Origin of the sequence: Nostoc mirabile CHAB5784, from assembly GCF_020829645.1 — a bacterium.
GTDB lineage: Bacteria > Cyanobacteriota > Cyanobacteriia > Cyanobacteriales > Nostocaceae > Nostoc > Nostoc mirabile.
The window spans coordinates 36,746-55,620 of sequence record NZ_JAIVFS010000026.1; the positions used below are offsets into that span (position 1 = coordinate 36,746).

The window sequence follows — 18,875 nt, forward strand, 5'->3', positions numbered from 1 at the left end:
TGATGATAAAGACTCAAATTTATTTCTGCAATAGCTCTGCTAGGAGTCTTCAATAATAAACTCCCAGGTTTCAGCTCTAGCGCTTCCAAACTTTAACTGCATTCCCGATTTCAATGGGACTTCCTCTCGGAGGATTTGTTGCCAACCATTAGGGCCTAAAAACCAGGTTGTCCCGTAGGTGGAAAAATCTTGCAAATAATAACTTCGCACCAATGTAGCATCAGTTAGAGTATTGCGGCAGAAAATTTCGGCGTGGCGTTTGGATACAGATGGTTCAGGGATGACAATATCATTGTCTTGCGTGCGACCGATGCGGGTGACTCCATAACGCAGTATCCAGGTTTTACCTTTTGGGGCGAGCGATCGCAACGAAGCAGCCGGAAGCGGGGAACCTATATCAGGAATGGCTGTATCTGGTACTTCGGTAATACCTTCATCTAGATTCTTAATTAGTTCGCCATTAAAATCTGGATGAAGGTAGAGAACAGGCAAAGTCCAAGCAGGTTGATTAAATTTATACAATGTTAACAACTCTTGCCTAGCCTGGGCTACGGCTTCATCAATTGGTTTGTGCGATCGCAAAGCTTCGGTAAAGGCTTGAATAAAACTGTGGCTTTCTTGGTCTGCGATTTCATCACGCATCCCCAAAACCGCAGGCACACCATGACGAATCAGCACTTCTGCTAAACTGCTGGCAGGTATAGCTTGATGATTGATAGCAGCTGGTTGTGCGCCCCAACAGGCGTTGAAAACTGCTAATTTCACACCTGTACGGGTCAATACTTGCGCCAATTCTATCCCATTCAGGGGCATATCTGGTCGCAAAAACAGTAACCCCCCATCTGGGTCTGGCAAACCATGTCCAGCGTAAAAGAAAACATTGTATGCTCTGGTTTCTAATTCTTGAATTAACTCTTGTGGAGTTGGTTGTAGGAGTTGATTCACTATACAAGGTGCATATCTTTGGAAATTACCACCCACAGACGTATCTACAAGAGTTTGCTGTAAAATAGCAGCTTCTTGTTCTAGTTGCAGCTTGTCATCATGACCTAAAACCAGCAAAATATTTAAAGCTTTGTCAGTTCGCAAATAGGGTAAAGCGTCAACTTCAGTGCTGGTGCGACTAAATAGCAAATCTTGGGAGAGAGACATAGCCGATTGACCAGGTTCACGCTGCATAATTTCCCAAGGGAGAGCGATCAGATGGGGGTCGCGGATTTCTAATCGGAAGCGCAAACGTGTATGCTGACCCATAGCAATACCGCGACTGCGTTCTAGACTACCAAGAATTTGCCCGTCAAATATCCAGCGCCATAAATTCATTCCCAAGTTTTGCATTAGACGACTGCTGTAGGGGCCAGTGGTTTGACCTGAAGGGGGAGAAATCCAATCTATGGGGAATGGGTTGGCTTTTTGAGATGTTGAGTTTGGGGAAATATCTAAGCGACTATGACCAGCAAACATCTGCTGCCATTCTTGCCAGACTTGATTGAGTTCATCAGGCCATACACAGTCACGTAAAACGTAGCCACTGGGATAGGGAGCTTTGACCACCCAAATGGCGAAGTTGTCAGTGCCAGTGTTTAGGAGACGGGCGATCGCCAAATTCAGGGATGGCATGGATTCATTAAAATAAAAACTAAAATAAATAATTTCAAATAAGAATTCTCCAAGGTGAAAACTTTCTACTTTTTTACCTTGTAAGTTTTTACTCTGATGTTACCTGTTATTATTCCAGGTTTCTACCAGTTTATAGATTATTTCATTAAGTTGGACTGCTATCGTCGTCGGGTGGTTGAGTAACTGGTGGTTGTGTGACGGTTGTACATGGACTTGGTACATCTTCTGGTAAAATAGAGACGCCAAAGCGTTTCAGCTGGGATAAGTCCAGCAATACTGTTTCCGGCAAAGGTTTTGAATTTGATGAAACTGAGGAAGTTACTGCTGGATTATTAGTATTAGCTGGAGTTTGTGTGCTTTTATTAGCACAGACTCGCATAGACACGGAAAAATTAAGAGAAGCAGGTTTAGGATTTGGTTTTGTGTTGATAACTTCTAAAAAAGCTCCAGGGGGAAGGGATTGGTTGTTTCCCAAGGGGATTTGATTGTTGGTTTTAATTACCCAGCCAGGAGAAAGGTTAGCAAGCGATCGGGCTGCGGGTGTCGATTCGATGCTAGGGTTTTGAGTTTGTAAGGGATTGGAAAAAACTGGAAAGGCTCCTGATGGCGATCGCAGTTGCCTCACGAACAATCCTAAACCTCCTGCTGCTACCACAAATATTAAGGGAACAATCCACTGTAGCGGTAAACCGGAACTTTTAGCAGGCTCAGTGTCTGGAATCACCTGAGTTTTGTGGTTTGGGCTACCTAAAAGTGTCGCATCTGTCGCTCTGGATGCAAAATCAACAGTTTTGGCAGAATAACTCTCTGGAATGGAGGCTTTAATCGTGATTTCTGGTTCCCAGTATTGGACTTGATAATGAACTAAAGCGATGGTGACATTATCGTGTCCATTCTTAGTGTTAGCGATTTCAACTAATCTATCCGCAACATTACCTATAGGGGCTTCCCCAGCTAGAATCGGCAAGATTTCTGTTTCCCAGTACTCCTCCACCCGATCAAAATCACTCAAACCATCGGATGTGAGCAGAAAAACAGCATCTTCGTCGAGCATAAACCGCCCAGATGTGGGATGCAATGAAGTGCTGGGTCCCATGCCCAAAGCCTGGACGAGAGAGCCAGCAGAACTTTGTTGTACAGCCTCGCGGTAAATGGCATAGCCTAGCCGCACCTCGCGGGAGGCAACATCATCGTCCAGGGTAACTTGATAACAGCCGTGGCGGGTAATCCAGTAAGCACGACTATCACCGACGTGGGTAATGTACATTTCATGAGCAACAGGCAATGCCATTACTAAAGTCGTGCCCATCCGCTGCCGCCCTTGGCGATTTTCACTGTCATTGCGCTGACTAATTTTGTCATTAGCAATTGCCACTGCCTTTTCTAGGTCATTAAGTAGCAGTGAGGGATCTATATGGTCGTAGGGAACTTTTGTTAGTTGCTGTACCTGCTGCTGGATCGTTTCAATGGCTAAATTTGATGCGACATTGCCACCCTCGTGCCCACCGATGCCATCACAGACAATTGCTAAGGCTGTTGGCTGGGGTGGTTTGCTCACCAGAGTTCCACTGGGTGGGCTACAGGCATCTTCGTTACGTTGGCGGCTTGGCCCGGTATCGGTTTTGGTGATAATTTTGATTGTGGGTGTTTGCGATCGCCCTAACCCAGCTAGTGCGCGATCTAAAACTCCGATTAATTGATCGGTTGAATTAATCTTTCCCTGAATTAAGGAAAGGCTAACCTCATTAACAAATTCAGTTATGGCTGGTTTAGCACCACTAACCAACTGCTGCCAAAATTCACCTAATTGGGGCAATTCTGGTGATGTTGCTGCATCGAAACGCAATTCTAACAAACGGACTAATGATCCTTCTACCCTTAATACATAAGAGTCAAGCAAGCTAGATGCGACACCTTCACTTGCAAGAGGTTGCCACAGATGAGCTATTTGCCATAACCAATTGAGTTGGCGCATCGATGTTGCATCACGCCAAGCGGTGGTTAACTCGCTGGCCAACTGGACTTGTTGGATTTTGTCATCTACTAACAATGGAGGTTTTTCTAAAAGTAATATTTCTCGATGGGAAGGCCCGTCACCGAGAAAAAGCACTCCATATACCTGCGGTACGTGTAACCGGTAGGGAATGAGTCTCAGGTAAGCTTTTAGAGGCTGCAAATTATCTAACTCAGGTGTTAGCGCTAATAAACCAGGTTTCGTATCTAAAAGAAGAAATTTATCAAGGACTAAATAGCGATCGGCTAATATTTCTCCAGGGCTACCCACACTAGGGCCATCTACCACAGCCCAGAGGTAATTTTTGGTTAGGGGCGTGGAACATCGCAGGCAAAACTTGTGAGTCAGGGGGTTGGCAGCCTGACAATTTTCATTTGTACAGTAGAGCGTTGCCGCGTCATTTTCCATAGTTTTCGCACCGGGAAGCGATTGGCAATTTCTTTAACAGCATTATTAGGGACAATCTAGACCGCTCATCTTTCTTAAACTTGACATACCCAGACTTTAGATAATGATTTTAGCTGGCGGATATCAGCAGGTGCTAATACTTACTTATCCAAAGAATACGCTCCTAACTCAACCCTACAGCCTCATCATAGCTTCTATTGCTCTGTGACTCTCCATCGCCAAAGCAACTAACTCCAACCCTGTTACCAAAGCATAACCCAAGCATAACTGCGCCCCAAGCTTTTGCTGAATTACCCCATCATCAAGAGACAGATAATCTTGGTATTTATTTAGTTTATAAGTAGGATAGCAACAATTAACTTTAATTAAGAATTAAGATAATTAAATATACTTTTAGCAGAAGTACCTGACTAATGAAGTGGCTTTAAGCTGACTTTTGATGGTATCTAGAAACCTCTCTTCTATTTCTCTCTCCTACAACGAGGAGAAACTGCGCCCTTGCGGCTCTACCCACTTGTTCGCTCTTAGCCAGGACTTAGGCAAAAATTGCTAAAAAGCTTAATTTATCGAACCGCCCTTCGGGTGACGCTCGTTCGCCCTTGGCGTCTCCCCTTGGGAGAAGACTCGCTACCGCTACGCTAACACCAGTCACCTACGGCGGGAAACCCGCCTACAGCGCTGGTTCACCAAGACGCCTTCTGGTGCGTCGGCTTCCGCCAACGCGCAGCGTCTCGTAGAGAAGAACGCCGAGAATTCGTAGACTGTGCGTAAGTCCTGTTAGCGTTCCTGCAGGGTAGCATGTGGCGTCAGAGACTTTTAATTTTCCCCCTTCCTGCGTTGGGAAGGGGGTTAGGTTTTTGGTGGACTTTTCCAGGTGATCTGAATTGTCAGAAAGGTTCAGCCAGATCGGTACCAACTCATTGGCTTATTGTTTGTCGTCAATTGCAACTTGGGGGACTCCCATGCTGTAATTGGTAACGCGGGCAGATAGATTGTAGCTGATTTCGCCGAGTTGCAGGAGCGATCGCAGATAATGCTCTAAGTCTGACCCAACACGGCGCAAGTTATAGTCTGTGAGGTCTGCGCCACTAGATGCTTCTACTAGTTCATCAAATTTTCGATAAACTTTTTGCAGCGCATCTTCATTCCAGTTAAATTCGTTATCTGGGTCAATATCTAACGTTAAAACCTGTTCACTGGGAATCAGTTCGCCATCCCGGTCAATTTCGCCTGCAAAAATGCGGACATGCCGGGTTGTGGACTTGAGCAGCATCGGGTTATCCATAAAAGGGTGTAAGATTTGGGTGGATTACACTGAAATTATTGTAAACGGTATATTCAAGCTTGAATGCTCTCAATTTACAAGCTTTGAACGCAGTTTCAAAAGGGTATATTGAATGGGCATAAGTAAAAATATCACCTGTACTGATTAACTTACTACTTCTGTTAGGAGTTGAAGACACAATTAGCAGCTAGTACTGACAGTAGTCCAATTATTATCCTGTAAAAATTACTGTGAAAAGTATTTTTATTTGGCGTATACAAAGAAGTCAAAGCGGTGTGCTAATCTTACCTACTGCTAAGATTTTCGTACTTATGAAGTCTAAAAGCCAGTAGGATAAGGCACTCACCACGAATGATTTGATCTGTGTACATTTTTTTATGGAGAACAAAAGTTTTTACCTTAATAATTCTGCTTATCAATTTATTCGGATTTTTCTATTGCAAAAAACGTACATCAAGTAATTTTACTGAATAGGGCTACATCGACCTCTGGCTTTAATAAGTTCAAAAAAATTAAGCGATTTTACTTACGTATAAACACCAAAATTAAAGTAACAAGTCAAACTGTTGTTGACGTTAACATAAAGTTGATGTAAAAAGCTTTAAAAAGACCGGACAACTTCTTACAGAAACTTTATTGTGTAGAATCTTAAAAACTGAATAATAGTTATGGTTTACCATAAGCTACATCTGGCACAAGAACATCAAAATCTAGCTTGAAAATAAAACATAGGAGACTGAAATGGAATACAAAGGTGATTGATGAAGAAAAATTCTTAATTCAAGCACTTTGGATTCAAAGAAGATATAAAGAATTTTGCTGGGCATCTACCTCCTTATCCTCATGACCACCAAGTAAAGGAATCTCAATAGCTATGAACTCCAAAGCATTACCACGCCAAATAAATAATCTCGAAGTAGGTGTTTATGAATGCGAAATCCATCTCAAATTCCGATTGATTGAGGAAAAAAGTCTATTGGGCGATCGCGAACAACTGTTACAAGTGTTACTTGATGCCTTGACCGAGGGTTCTGACGACTTTCTAGAGACACTGCAAGCGTCTGTTAAAGCGCAGGAAGTGTCCGAGTTCAAAGCCTCACCTCAAATGCGACGCCAGTTGATGCGCTTGCGTAATGCTGCTGAAAATCCGCCAACTTAAAGGTATAATTTAAGTAGTAAAAAAACATGAATTGGGCATCAAATCAAATGTTGATCGCGTGGCCCCGTTGCAATAAAAACTAAGCAGCAAGTAGAATTCATAAAATATTGTGATTTCTAGTTTGTGAAAGTCTTATTTAGCAGCACAGAGTCCCAGGAACAGTTTCTTCTATTAAAAACTTTGTAGCAAAGGATACTGGTAGAATCTCAGAGCAAATTCAGCCGGGTGCATTTTACCGAGTTTTTATCAAAACATTGCAGGAACAAGAAAACCCTGTGTCTTTACAGATGGGGAATTGGACAACAGGCGCGAATTCAATGAAAATCTAAAAAGCCAAAGTGAAAATAAATAACCTTACTTTTAGCTTTTTACTTTAGGTAAGTGCCTGATTTGCTGAAATACTTATGTTTTATTTATTACTGGTAATAGGTTACGGTTTAACAGCCAGTTACCTATTACCAATTACCCACAAGAAGAGGGCAGGGGGCAGGGGGCAGGGGGCAGGGGGCAGGGGGCAGGGAGCAGGGGAGCAGGGGAGCAGGGTAGCAGGGAGCAAGGGAGAAGAGTTTTCCCCTCTGCCCCCCGCACCCCGCCCCTCTGCCTCTTTTCAATGCCCAATGCCCAATGCCCAATTCAAAAGCTGTCTATTTAGCAAGACCGTGTTCTAGGGCGAAACGGACTAACTCTGTACGGCTATTGGTGCCAGTTTTACTAAACAAACGGCTGACGTATTTTTCTACATTGCGGACGCTGGTTTCCAAGCGACGGGCGATTTCTTTGTTCATTAACCCTTCAGCGACCAAGTTCAAAACACTTTGTTCTCTAGGAGTCAAATCAATTTTGAAAGGGGCTGGCGATTGGGAAATGGCATTTCTTTGAGTTAACAATGCCTTAATTTGGGCAATCTGATTGGCTAGTTCAGCAATATCAGGGGTTTCAACGTCATCTCCGGTAGTTGAAGCCTTAGCGGCACGGCGGGCTAGCAAATTTTCGACTATAGCCACTAACTCGTCTGGATCGAAGGGTTTGGGTAGATAGGCATCAACACCAGCATGATAGCCTTGGATGCGATCGCCTGTCATACCTTTAGCAGTTAAAAATACTACCGGGAGTGCTTGGAAGCGGGGGTCTTCTCGCAATTGCTTCAGGAACTGATAGCCATCCACCTGAGGCATCATGACATCAGAAATCACTAAGTCAGGTGTATTCATCTGCATCCATTCCCAACCTTCAAGGGCGTTACTGGCGACTTGAACGCTGAAACCGCTCTCTTGCAAATAATCCTTCACGGCTTCCCGTATCCCTGGTTCATCATCCACCAGTAACAATTGTGCTGACATTTAAAATTCCCTTGAGTTTTCCTTTTTCCAATTTAGCGAAAGTTGACAGGCATTGAACAAAAGGATAGAAGGGAAGATGAAGAAGATATTGCCCTGTCTATAAGTACCAATATATAAAGGTACACTAATTGTAACTTTTTCCACAAAAACACTATGGTATGGTCACTAGAAGAAATTGCCAGAGATAGCCGAATAGCCAAAGAATATTTAGGGGAGATTTCTAGAAAAGAACCACCTCAGAGTGAACTGTGGGATGAAATACAGTCCGAAATCCTAGCAAAGTATGATGAGCAATTAGAGCAACTTGGAATTAATCTCCTTGACTGGGAGTTGATAGAAGCAATCAAGTATGCCATTTGTTTAGAGGATGCCATCATCCGAACGCTGCAACGTGCAAAGTATGGTTTTGAAAGTAAAACCCATGCTCACAGATACTTTGCAGCCGCACTTAGGGAAGGTTGGACTCCAATCTGGTAGCAGGTTAACCATAATAGTGATAATCAAGACAGGAGAAACTGCAAGATGAATGCTATTACTCTGAACTTAGAACCATTAATCAATCTCACTTCTGAGCAGTTTTATCAGCTATGTCAAGTCAACCCTGATGCTAAACTAGAGCGCACTGCATTAGGAGAATTAGTTGTAATGGCACCAACTGGTGGAGAAACTGGTAGTCGAAACCGCAGACTAACTCAACGCTTGGGAACTTGGACAGATGAAGACGGGACTGGAGAAGCTTTTGACTCTTCAACGATGTTTCAGCTTCCCAATGGAGCTTTACGTTCGCCTGATGCGGCTTGGGTTTATTTAGAGAGGTGGGAAGCACTGGCTCCTGAACAACGAAGAACTTTTTCACCCATCTGTCCTGACTTCGTAGTAGAGCTGCGCTCTGAATCTGATACGCTCAAGTCCCTCCAAGACAAAATGCAAGAGTATATGGAGAATGGTACGCGCTTGGGCTGGCTGATTGACCCTAAAGGAAAGCAGGTAGAAATTTATCGCCAAGGAAAAGAAAAGGAAGTGCTACTTTCACCAAATCAGTTATCAGGGGAGCAGGTACTGCCAGGTTTTGTTTGGGATTTACAAGGAATTCTTTAATAATTTTTACCATTTAGCGAAAGTTGACAGGGATTGAACAACTTGAATTCACTTCTACCGCCCCCAAAGCTTTAAAAATTTATTAATAACAGTGTATTTGCTGTACCTATTTTTAGATATATTTACTATAGTGATGTAAACGAAAAAATAAGGTTTTCAGGTGATGCTTTTGGACTAACAAGAGCGTTTGTTTTTTCTTACGTGTTGCGAAATTCAGGTATGAAAATGATTTTGCGTGATTTCAAAACCTTTGTAGAGACGTTGCAATTGCAACGTCTCTACACCAAGATTTATATATCTAATCAGCAACGCCCAACGCCGAAAAAACCTTTCCTTACTCCCTATTCCCCATCCTCACCCAGCAAACTCTGCTTGACAGACTACTGGTATTGTTAGAGTCGAGCAATTATCTTGGCATTCTCTGGTAGCTTGGCGTCTCTTTGTCCAGCAGTACGCGCCCTAGCTGTGAACAAACCAATGGGAGTATTTAATAAATCTACAAGGGTGGCTTGACCAGCAATCGCCTTTTTAATATCTCTTGGTATTTCCTTCAAGAACCAACGTGCCAAACGATAGCCATATTCTTTGGGTGTCATCTTTCGCATCAAATCTACACCGTACAGTTCGTGCAGATAGCGATTTGAGCGTCCATAGCGCCGCCATTGACTTTGCAGTTCTTTAAGTGTATTGCGGTGGCGGTGCTGAACGATCGCATTCGGGGCAAATTCCAAACGCCCGATGTTTTCCCCCAAAATCCGCCAGCAAATGTCGGCATCGCCACCAGTGGTAAGATAGGGACGAAATAAACCCGCTTTTTCTAAGGCAGTGCGTCGAATCGCCAAATTAGCCGTTTGACCATAGGGACGAAAGGAATGTTTAAGGGTATGCTTTTGCGACAAAGTTTCTTGACGGTCTGCGTGTTGTTCTAGCAGAGTTGTGCCTGGTAGTGCCAAAATCTCACCAGCGACAATTACCACTTCTTTGTTGACAAAAGGCTTAATTAATGTATCTAACCATTGCGGTTGTGGACGACAATCTGCATCAGTAAAAACGATAATTTCACCCGTAGCGGCGCGAATCGCAGTATTACGAGCAGCATAAGAGCTTTGAATTTGGTTTTCGCTCAATGGGCGAATTGTGATGGGGCAATTTTCGGCAGATGTTTTGAGGATGGTGAGAGTGCGATCGCTACTATTATTGTCCACTAACAAGTACTCTACTTGGTCTTTCGGGTAAGTTTGAGACAACAGACAATTGATTAACTCTGCTAAATCCGCCTCACCGTTATAAATAGGAACAACCACCGACACCATTGGTAAAAAGCTGGTGGCGGTGCTTGCATCAACTGGCTGATGATTCATAAATCTGAGATTTGGGAGATGGGATTACTAGCTAGTATTCCCAAACTAAAATCCTGGAACGGTATATCAAGCAGTTTTCTTGACACTCCCCGCAGCTATTGCCGAGGGGATTCTTGGTTCAACGAGTCCACTTAATCTAGACGCCTTGCAGTATCTAAGCCAGAGGTGGTTCTCTCCCCAAACTTTAACTTTCGGTATGCCCTACCGTAGTTGCATTACTGCAAAGTTTGTTTGAAGTTTAATGCTGGTCGTCTAGCTCCCATGTTCGCGTTAGCGTCTCGTAGAGAAGATTTTACCTATTCTTGGGATGTTCTAGAACTGTGGAATAGAACCCTATATCTTCAATTGTCTTCGCGTTAGCGTCTCCCCTTGGGAGAAGGTTCAGCACGGCAGTTGACGGCAGTTGCTCATGGGGGAAACCCCCAAGACCGCACTGCCTCCTCCACTTGGGGAGACCCCAAGACCGCACTGCCTCGTCTACGTGTTAGGTAGCAATAGGGTTTTTTAAGTGGTTAATTACCCTTCCACTACAGTAACTATACCACATTCCACTGAGGGCTAAAGCCCAAAAGCTAAGGTTTTCATCCCCGGTTTAAAACACGAAATACGCAACTACGTTGCTTTTTCTCCGGGGTTTTCAACCTACCCTTTATAAACACCTGGGAACAAATCATTCGCGTCAATCTAAAATTTTAGGTTATCGGCGCGGCTCATGGGTCGAGTGGGCTGATTTGCTGGCGGTTGGGCAAAGTTGTTATTTGATAAAATTGCGATCGCACGGGCATATTGCGGATCACTCTTAGTTCCGATTAAATCGGGATTAGAAGCCAACTGCCGCTCTTGTGCCTCTGTCAAGTCTAACTTGATATCTGGGGCAATCCCTTTATGGTTAATATCTGTTCCCGCCGGGGTGTAGTAATGGGCAATGGTGACAGCCAAGCCGGAACCATCTGCAAGTTCATGAACTGACTGCACTAAGGCTTTACCAAAGGTTTGACCACCTACGACTACCGCTCGCTTATTATCCTTGAGTGCCCCTGTGAGGATTTCGCTAGCACTAGCTGAATTACCATCCACTAAGACCGCTAAAGGACGATTTGTTAGAGCGGTGCGATTGGCTTTAGTTTCCTCAGTGCTGCCCACACGGTCTACTGTCTTGACAATGCCGCCGTCATTATACCACATTCGGGCAATTTCAATGCTCGCCTGTAACAACCCGCCAGGATTTCCCCGCAAATCCAAGACATAAGAATCAACTTTCTTAGTGTTCAAATCGCGGATGGCTCGTTGCATTTGGTCTGCGGCATGAGCGCTAAATTCCCGCAAACGGATATAGCCAACGCGGCGATTCCCTTCTTGCTTGAGGGTATAACGTACCGTTGGCACTTCAATACTTGCCCTTGTCAGCTTCAAATCAAAGGCATTTTGCCCCGCCCGTCCCAGCTTTAGCTTGATGGCAGTACCCGCTTTGCCACGAATTAGCTTAGAAGCATCATCCACCTTCATTTTGAGAGTGGGTTTGCCATCAATTGCCAAAATTTCATCGCCTGCTTTGATTCCAGCTTTCAATGCTGGAGAATTTTCTATGGCTTCGACAACAGTGAGCCGCTGAGTTTTTTCGTTCACTTCCATCCGAATGCCAATACCAGAGACTTCCCCAGATGTTTGGCTAGTCAGAGCTTCAAACTGTTTGGGGTCCATGAATCGAGTGTAAGGATCTCCCAACTTTTGTAAAGCTTCGCGGATGGCAGTATAAGCTTCTTCTCGAGAAGAATAGTCTTTGCTCAATAGGCTTTGCCTGGTTGCTTCCCAATCTTGTTGATTAAATTTGCCATCAACATATTCATGATTCACCAGTTGCCATACTTGGTCAACTATCACTTTCGGGCTGTCTTGTAGGGCTAGAGCGGCACGGACACCACGAGTCCAAGCGGTGCCGAACAAAGACATAGTAGCAGTAGTGGCGATCGCTCCACCAATCAAGGCTACTTGGAGCGGCGAGTAACTTTTCGCAGATTGGTTCATGTATATTAGCTGGAATAATTGTGTTATTGACAGTTTAGCAATCAGGCTTTCAAGAGACTTTTAAGTTTTTATACCCCAAACTAAGCTCTGCTCCCTTCATCATTTTTATCGTTGAATGATGCCGAAAATACTGCATTCTTAACAACCATTTCTCAGTTTGTTAGCCTTCTCCGGAAGGCTATACTGAACATGTGACACTTTGATCAGCGTCATTTTTGTACTTATTCATTACTTTTATAACATAGCACTTTGATCACTGAATTGCAGTACTGTTAGACAGCCATTAAATCAGCTTTTCTTACCTAAGTCATGAAACGTAAATTTCCCATCAAATCGTTAATTTCTATTAAAAAAAATTTTGCTAATCTGTGGCAATCGTTACAAAAACTAACTGGTGGATTGTACTTTGTTTTGGGCACTTGGCTGATTTTTACCACTATAACCTTAGTTTTTGCTTCTTCGCAGCCAGTAGATGCTTTCTTTGTGCTTGGTGGCAGTATTCGTCGAGAAACTTATGTTGCCCAACAAGCAAAACAATACCCGCAAACCCCAATTTTAATTTCTCATGGTTCCCCAGACCCCTGTATATGGTTGATTTTTCAGGCGGAATTAGCAAGGTTACAAAACGTTTGGTTAGAAAACTGCGCGAATTCTACCTTTGAAAATTTTTATTATGGTATTCCAATTTTGCGACGTTGGGGAGTGCATAAAGTCATGTTGATTACCTCGCCAAGTCATTTACCCAGAGCCAAATGGATGGCACAGATTCTCTTGGGCGCTCATGGTATTTGGTTAGAGACAGAGATTGTTGAAGAGTTGGGTGTTCCTGGTAATAATGAATCTTGGGTCAAAACTGGATTAGATGTAACACGTAGCTTATTTTGGGCGATTGTAAGTCAAATTATTCAACCGCAATGCTCAAATGTAACAAGACTTACCGAAGTAGATATGCAAGCTTGGGAGAATCGAGGTTTTCATTGTGAACACCAAGGCGGGTTGAGGAGATAACTTACTCGTAATGTGTCCACATGCGAATTATCTTAACTACTTGCTCGGATTCGATGACCTCATATCAACCTCCAACTCGCTCCTTCAGGGTTTAGAAGTGGCTCCTCAGATGCTTGCTGACTCACCAATCCAACTCTCCATTACATTCTTGGATCTGGGTTGCTAGTCCTTCTTTGATAGATTCTCGCATTCCAGGGATAGACAATAAGTAAAGAGTCTCCTGAATTGCAGACCAATCTTTTTTTGCAAGTAAAATCGCATTACAGAATCGTTCTTGACTGCTTCTTTACCCGGAACTACTATCGGTTCACTGATCAGTGTTAGTACATCTTCATAATACTGAGCATAGCCCTGTTTTGTCACTCTCGGAAAACAATAATCGAAGCAAGATTCTGAAACTTTGATTGAGTCAAGCTTTGAGCCAATATTATCTAACAGTAACTGAAATTTATAGCCAAAACCTGGAGATTAAAGTCCTGAAAGGCTTTCAGTGATTGGGTTATCCCAAAGTGATAAAAGAGGGTTATAGTAATCCTATCTGAGTTGTGGAAATTACTTTTTAATCGAACCACAGAGGCGCAGAGAACACAGAGAGAAGAATCAACAGAAATTTTCACAAATGATTTAGGACTGCTATAGTGAAGTGAACATCATAATTAAAGGTCACGCGAATACATTGATTAATTGGTTGTAGATTAAAAGCGGTTTTTTGTTGAATAACCATTAGAATATTATTATTTTTTAATTAATTGTGAATATATGCAGCAATGCAATCAAAATTAATATTAAATTGGCAAAAAAGTCTTTAAAAGCTAAAATTTAAAATAAACCTTTTTAAAAATAGGCTGAGAGAATAATTATACTTTTGTAGCGTATTTACCTTAATGTAAAAGCTTAAAAATTAGATTAATTTAAAATTTTATTGATGTCCAGATTTGATATTTAAGATTGCCTATGCATATCATTATTATATTAAATTCTAATTTTTTTCCGTAACAAGTTTTGATGCTTTATCTAATCGAAATGGTATCTTTACAGTATCTTATTGAAAGTCAGGATATTTTTATAGATTCAGTGAAGTTATGATCTCAGTAATATATTATCTAGCTGCTTGAATCACAAAGTATCAAGTTTAGTGCTAGATTTTATACTTGGTTGCCACAAAAAAGTTGGGCAACTTCTCCTGAAATTCATCATGAGTAAAGTAAACGAGTTATTGCATCACTGGCTGTTAAAGTCTGTTTCAGAGAAAGCTTTTGCTTGGCTGGAACAGAAGCGATCGCAGATTGCTAGCGGCGCTGCTCTTAGAGTGTTTTTTACGGCTTTTAGTGCTGTGCCGCGTTATCTAGGTAAACAGGATTTGCAGCTAACATTCCAGGACTTGGAAGCAGCACAGGATGTGATTCCCGGTTGGTATGCTGATCATTGGAGTGTAGATCAAGCAGGTCGCACACTCTTGCTTTTAGCTTTGCCCCATGATGATGCTGAGGGCTATGTGCGATCGCTTGATAAATTCTTCTCCACTGCCGATATGGGGGAGTTAGTTGTCCTTTATCAAAGTTTGCCTTTATTACCACATCCAGAGTTACATCGCCATCGCGCTGCTGAGGGAATTCGCAGCAATATGAGTAATGTATTCCAAGCCATAGCACTACGAAATCCTTATCCAGCAAATTATTTAGATAATGCTGCTTGGAATCAGATGGTGCTAAAAGCTGTGTTTGTCGGCAGTCCGTTGCATCTAATTTGGGGACTAGATCGGCGTGCTAATCCAGAATTGGCGAGGATGTTAGCAGACTATGCCCATGAACGTTGGGCAGCTAAACGCTCAGTTACGCCAGAACTTTGGCGACCTGTAGGACGGTTTGCGGATAGTGCAATCATCACAGATTTGGAAAAAGTACTGGCTAATGGGGATATACACGAGCAAGAAGCAGCAGCCTTAGCTTGTGCTGAGTCTCCTTTACCCCAAGCACAAGCATTACTTTCTCGCTACCCAGATTTACAGTCATCGATTCAAAAAGGTAATCTGACTTGGAATAGTTTTAGCCGCGATGGCCTTTTTGTTTACAAATAATAGGGACTGGGGACTGGGGATTGGGGACTCGGAATGAGGAAGACAAGGAGAATAACCAATGCCCAATTCCCTATTCCCAATGCCCTATTCCCAATGCCCAATCCTCAATGCTCAATCATTAAAACCATGATGTTTATCGATCCTCACATTCACATGTGTTCGCGCACTACTTACGATTACTTAGTAATGCGGGAATATGGCATTGTCGCTGTTATTGAACCAGCCTTTTGGTTAGGACAACCGCGAACAAACGCTGGCACATTTAAAGACTACTTCAGTAGTCTTGTGGGCTGGGAACGGTTTCGTGCTAGTCAATTTGGCATCCAACATTACTGCACAATCGGCCTCAATCCGAAAGAAGCTAACAATGAGGCATTAGCAGCAGAAGTTATAGAACTGCTACCACTTTATGCCTGTAAAGAAGGAGTTGTTGCCATTGGTGAAATTGGCTACGACGACATGACAGAAGCAGAAGATAAGTACTTTTGTCAACAGTTAGCATTAGCCAAAGAACTCGATATGTTGGTGCTAATTCATACGCCTCATCGCAATAAAAAGGCGGGTGCTAGTCGGAGTATGGATCGCTGTATTGAATATGGCTTAGATCCTTCACAAGTAATTATTGACCACAACAACGAGGAAACCGTTGAGGAAGTATTAGGACGGGGTTTTTGGGCAGCTTTCACGATTTATCCACAGACGAAAATGGGTAACGCCAGAATGGTTGAAGTTGTCCGTAAATATGGACGTGATCGTATCATTGTAGATAGTAGTGCTGATTGGGGTATTAGCGATCCTTTAGCAGTCCCGAAAACGGCTCAGTTAATGTTAGATAGGGGCATTCCTGAAGAACATGTACGAGCAGTTTGTTATGAAAACGCCCTAGCTGCTTACAGTCAAACTGGGCAGATGCAAGCATCAGACTGGCTCAATCCTCAATCTATTGATCAGCGTCAGTTGTTCAATGGCAATTCTGTGTTGCGGGGACAAGAACCAGGAATCAAATCAGTTTCAGATTATGTGTTGATTGAGTAGAAAATTGGGAGAGACGCGATTAATCGCGTCTGTACTAGGGAGTGGGGAAGAGGAATTGCATAAATATCTGATTCATCTGTAATATGCGGTTTATTTTGATAAATGATTAGGAACGGAGGCAGATAAGTGAATGTTGCAAGCTTGAATTTTCAAGGCTGGCGGAGTTATCTGGAATTGATGCGTCCTGCTAATATTGTTACTGCTTGGGCGGATATTCTTGTTGGTTTTGCTGCTTCTGGCTCTGGGATTATTTTTGCTCAATTAATCAATGGAGAAGCAAGTTTTACTATACTAATTCCATTAGCTTGGTTGTTATTGGCTACAACTGGTTTATATGGCGGTGGTGTAGTTTTTAATGATGTTTTTGATGCTGAATTAGATGCAAAAGAGCGACCAAATAGAGCAATTCCCAGTGGTCGCGTATCTCGTGAAAATGCTACTTTATTGGGAAGTATACTATTTGCGATCGGGATTATAGCTGCTTTTCAAGTATCCTTGGTGAGTGCTGCGATCGCTATATTTATCACTCTTTCATGCCTATTGTATAACTCATTCGCCAAACATCATCCTTTTTTTGGCCCTTTAAATATGGGTTTGTGTCGTGGCAGTAACTTATTATTAGGCGTAAGTGCTGTATCACCAATGATAGGAGAACGTTGGTATTTAGCGCTGATTCCTGTTATTTACATTGCTGCTATCACCGCAATTAGTCAGGGTGAAGTTCACGGAGGTAAGAAGATTACGGGAGTACTCGCATTACTGCTGATTGCAATAGTTTTGACGGCAGTTTTAGCTTTAGGATTATTAGGAGACTATGCAGCGATCGCAGCACTACCATTTGCTGTTTTATTAGCCATCAGAGTCTTGCCTAATTTTATCAAAGCTGCGCGTGAGCCAGTCGCCGAAAACATCCGAAATGCCGTAAAAATAGGCGTTTTATCTCTAATAGTTTTAGATGCAACTGTTGCATCTGGTTTTGCTGGTTTGTATTACGGCTTATTCATTCTAATTTTGCTACCATTTTCTATGAAGTTAGCAAAAGTATTTGCCGTTACTTAAATTTTAATGTATACACCCAGTAATACCATAAATCAGTTGTATGGGCGCACATCTATGCGCCGATACAAATGAATATGTGGCAGGGATTTTGTGAAATAGTATAAGCCAAATAAATTACATATACAAGGGATAAAGCTAGAAAATGAAAATTACAAAAAACAATAATCACTTAACTTATTGCAGCAATATTCACCCTGGTGAAAGTTGGCTAGAGGTTTCCGCAAATTTAGAAAAATATGTTCTCAATCTCAAATCACGTTTATCACCAACAGCACCTTTTGGTATTGGTTTAAGATTAGCAGATGCAGCTGCCAAAGAACTGTTACAAAATAATAACTTGGCTCAATTCCAAGCGTGGCTTACTCAAGAAGATTTATACGTTTTTACCTTAAATGGATTCCCTTATGGCGGATTCCATCGACAGGTAGTAAAAGACCAAGTTTATGCGCCAGATTGGTCTACACAAGAACGGGTCAATTATACATTAAACTTGGTACAAATTTTAGCTACTCTATTACCAGAAGGGCTGGATGGCGGAATTTCTACGCTGCCATTATCTTATAAACCTTGGTGGCAAAAAGACCAAGTAACTTTCGAGACAGTTCTGAAAAAGAGTTGTTTAAATATAGCATCAGTTGTTGTAGAAATGATTCGCATCTGCGAAGAAACAGGAAAGATACTCCATATTGATTTAGAACCTGAGCCTGATGGTTTAATTGAAAATACCTCGGAAGTAATTGATTTCTATCAAAATTGGTTATTACCAATTGGCGGTAATTACTTATCAGAAAAATTAAATATTGAACAGAGTCTAGCAGAAACTAAATTGCTAGAACACGTTCGGATTTGCTATGACACCTGCCATTTTTCAGTTGAATATGAGGAACCGCAATCTGTATTTGCGCGTTTCCAATCGGCAGGAATTAAAATTGGCAAAATTCAAATCAGCGCTGCAATTAAAGTAAAAATCCCTGCTGATGTTGAAAAGCGGAGTTTGATAGTTGAACGCTTACGTCCTTTTGCTGAATCTACTTATCTTCACCAAGTAATAGAACGTCGCAGTGATGGTACACTCCATCACTATGCTGACTTAATAACTGCGTTACCGCATTTAGAACAATCTCTGGCTGAAGAGTGGCGTACTCACTTCCATGTCCCAATTTTTATTCATGATTATCAAATTTTGCAGTCTACCCAAGATGACATTGCTACTGTTTTACATCTACTTCAAACAAACAATGCTTGCTCACATTTAGAAATTGAGACTTACACTTGGGATGTATTACCAGCAGAAATGAAGATAGATTTGCTGACTTCTATTCAGCGAGAATATGAGTGGGTATTAAAATTAATTCGTAATTCGTAATGGGCTACGCCCCGCTTCGC

15 protein-coding genes are annotated in these 18,875 nt (G+C 42.3%); 9 read left to right on the forward strand and 6 right to left on the reverse strand.

Annotated elements, in window-relative coordinates; genetic code table 11:
* Positions 1–39: 39 nt before the first annotated feature.
* The 3 genes from LC653_RS18195 to LC653_RS18205 all read right to left on the reverse strand — a co-directional run bounded on the left by LC653_RS18195 (position 40) and on the right by LC653_RS18205 (position 5,327).
* The gene (locus LC653_RS18195; protein ID WP_229495887.1) at positions 40–1,620 is read right to left on the reverse strand and encodes a CHAT domain-containing protein; all 1,581 of its coding nucleotides are present in this window, start codon (positions 1,618–1,620) and stop codon (positions 40–42) included.
* A gap of 145 nt (positions 1,621–1,765) precedes the next feature.
* The gene (locus LC653_RS18200) at positions 1,766–4,042 is read right to left on the reverse strand and encodes a PP2C family protein-serine/threonine phosphatase (protein WP_229495890.1); all 2,277 of its coding nucleotides are present in this window, start codon (positions 4,040–4,042) and stop codon (positions 1,766–1,768) included.
* A 925-nt stretch (positions 4,043–4,967) separates the two neighbouring features.
* Positions 4,968–5,327 (reverse strand): NAD(P)H-quinone oxidoreductase subunit M, encoded by a 360-nt coding sequence (locus LC653_RS18205; protein ID WP_100900765.1) that lies wholly within the window; start codon positions 5,325–5,327, stop codon positions 4,968–4,970.
* Between the two features lie 874 nt (positions 5,328–6,201).
* Here LC653_RS18205 and LC653_RS18210 point away from each other — a divergent pair.
* Positions 6,202–6,486 carry an Npun_R1517 family heterocyst differentiation transcriptional regulator gene (locus LC653_RS18210; RefSeq protein ID WP_229482490.1) on the forward strand — a complete coding sequence of 95 codons (285 nt, stop codon included), beginning with the start codon at positions 6,202–6,204 and terminating at the stop codon, positions 6,484–6,486.
* 644 nt (positions 6,487–7,130) lie between these two features.
* Here the strand turns inward: LC653_RS18210 and LC653_RS18215 are convergent.
* Positions 7,131–7,826: a response regulator transcription factor gene (locus LC653_RS18215; RefSeq protein WP_100900763.1), complete on the reverse strand. Its 696-nt coding sequence runs from the start codon at positions 7,824–7,826 to the stop codon at positions 7,131–7,133.
* Positions 7,827–7,979: 153 nt separating this feature from the next.
* Here LC653_RS18215 and LC653_RS18220 point away from each other — a divergent pair, with 153 nt between their 5' ends.
* From LC653_RS18220 to LC653_RS18230, 3 genes are all read left to right on the forward strand, one after another.
* The gene (locus tag LC653_RS18220) at positions 7,980–8,303 is read left to right on the forward strand and encodes an HAD family hydrolase (protein ID WP_229495893.1); all 324 of its coding nucleotides are present in this window, start codon (positions 7,980–7,982) and stop codon (positions 8,301–8,303) included.
* Positions 8,304–8,348: 45 nt separating this feature from the next.
* On the forward strand, positions 8,349–8,924 hold the full coding sequence (locus LC653_RS18225; protein WP_229495896.1) for a Uma2 family endonuclease: 576 nt from the start codon (positions 8,349–8,351) through the stop codon (positions 8,922–8,924).
* A 219-nt stretch (positions 8,925–9,143) separates the two neighbouring features.
* Positions 9,144–9,320 (forward strand): hypothetical protein, encoded by a 177-nt coding sequence (locus LC653_RS18230; protein ID WP_229495898.1) that lies wholly within the window; start codon positions 9,144–9,146, stop codon positions 9,318–9,320.
* Here the strand turns inward: LC653_RS18230 and LC653_RS18235 are convergent.
* Together LC653_RS18235 and ctpB are read right to left on the reverse strand one after the other, a co-directional pair.
* Positions 9,317–10,285, reverse strand: coding sequence for a glycosyltransferase family 2 protein (locus tag LC653_RS18235; protein ID WP_229495901.1), 969 nt, complete (start codon positions 10,283–10,285; stop codon positions 9,317–9,319). The genes LC653_RS18230 and LC653_RS18235 overlap by 4 nt on opposite strands.
* Positions 10,286–10,969: 684 nt before the next feature.
* Positions 10,970–12,310: a carboxyl-terminal processing protease CtpB gene (ctpB, locus tag LC653_RS18240; protein WP_229495904.1), complete on the reverse strand. Its 1,341-nt coding sequence runs from the start codon at positions 12,308–12,310 to the stop codon at positions 10,970–10,972.
* A gap of 309 nt (positions 12,311–12,619) precedes the next feature.
* Here ctpB and LC653_RS18245 point away from each other — a divergent pair, with 309 nt between their 5' ends.
* The 5 genes from LC653_RS18245 to eboE all read left to right on the forward strand — a co-directional run bounded on the left by LC653_RS18245 (position 12,620) and on the right by eboE (position 18,855).
* On the forward strand, positions 12,620–13,318 hold the full coding sequence (locus tag LC653_RS18245) for a YdcF family protein (RefSeq protein WP_229495907.1): 699 nt from the start codon (positions 12,620–12,622) through the stop codon (positions 13,316–13,318).
* Between the two features lie 1,195 nt (positions 13,319–14,513).
* Positions 14,514–15,395, forward strand: a complete 882-nt coding sequence (locus LC653_RS18250) for an EboA family metabolite traffic protein (RefSeq protein ID WP_229495910.1) — start codon at positions 14,514–14,516, stop codon at positions 15,393–15,395.
* Positions 15,396–15,428: 33 nt separating this feature from the next.
* Positions 15,429–16,430, forward strand: a complete 1,002-nt coding sequence (locus tag LC653_RS18255) for a TatD family hydrolase (RefSeq protein ID WP_229495913.1) — start codon at positions 15,429–15,431, stop codon at positions 16,428–16,430.
* Positions 16,431–16,556: 126 nt separating this feature from the next.
* On the forward strand, positions 16,557–17,489 hold the full coding sequence (eboC, locus tag LC653_RS18260; protein WP_308189100.1) for a UbiA-like protein EboC: 933 nt from the start codon (positions 16,557–16,559) through the stop codon (positions 17,487–17,489).
* Positions 17,490–17,631: 142 nt separating this feature from the next.
* Entirely contained in the window at positions 17,632–18,855 is a 1,224-nt protein-coding gene (eboE, locus tag LC653_RS18265) for a metabolite traffic protein EboE (protein WP_229495915.1), read from the forward strand.
* Positions 18,856–18,875 lie beyond the last annotated feature (20 nt).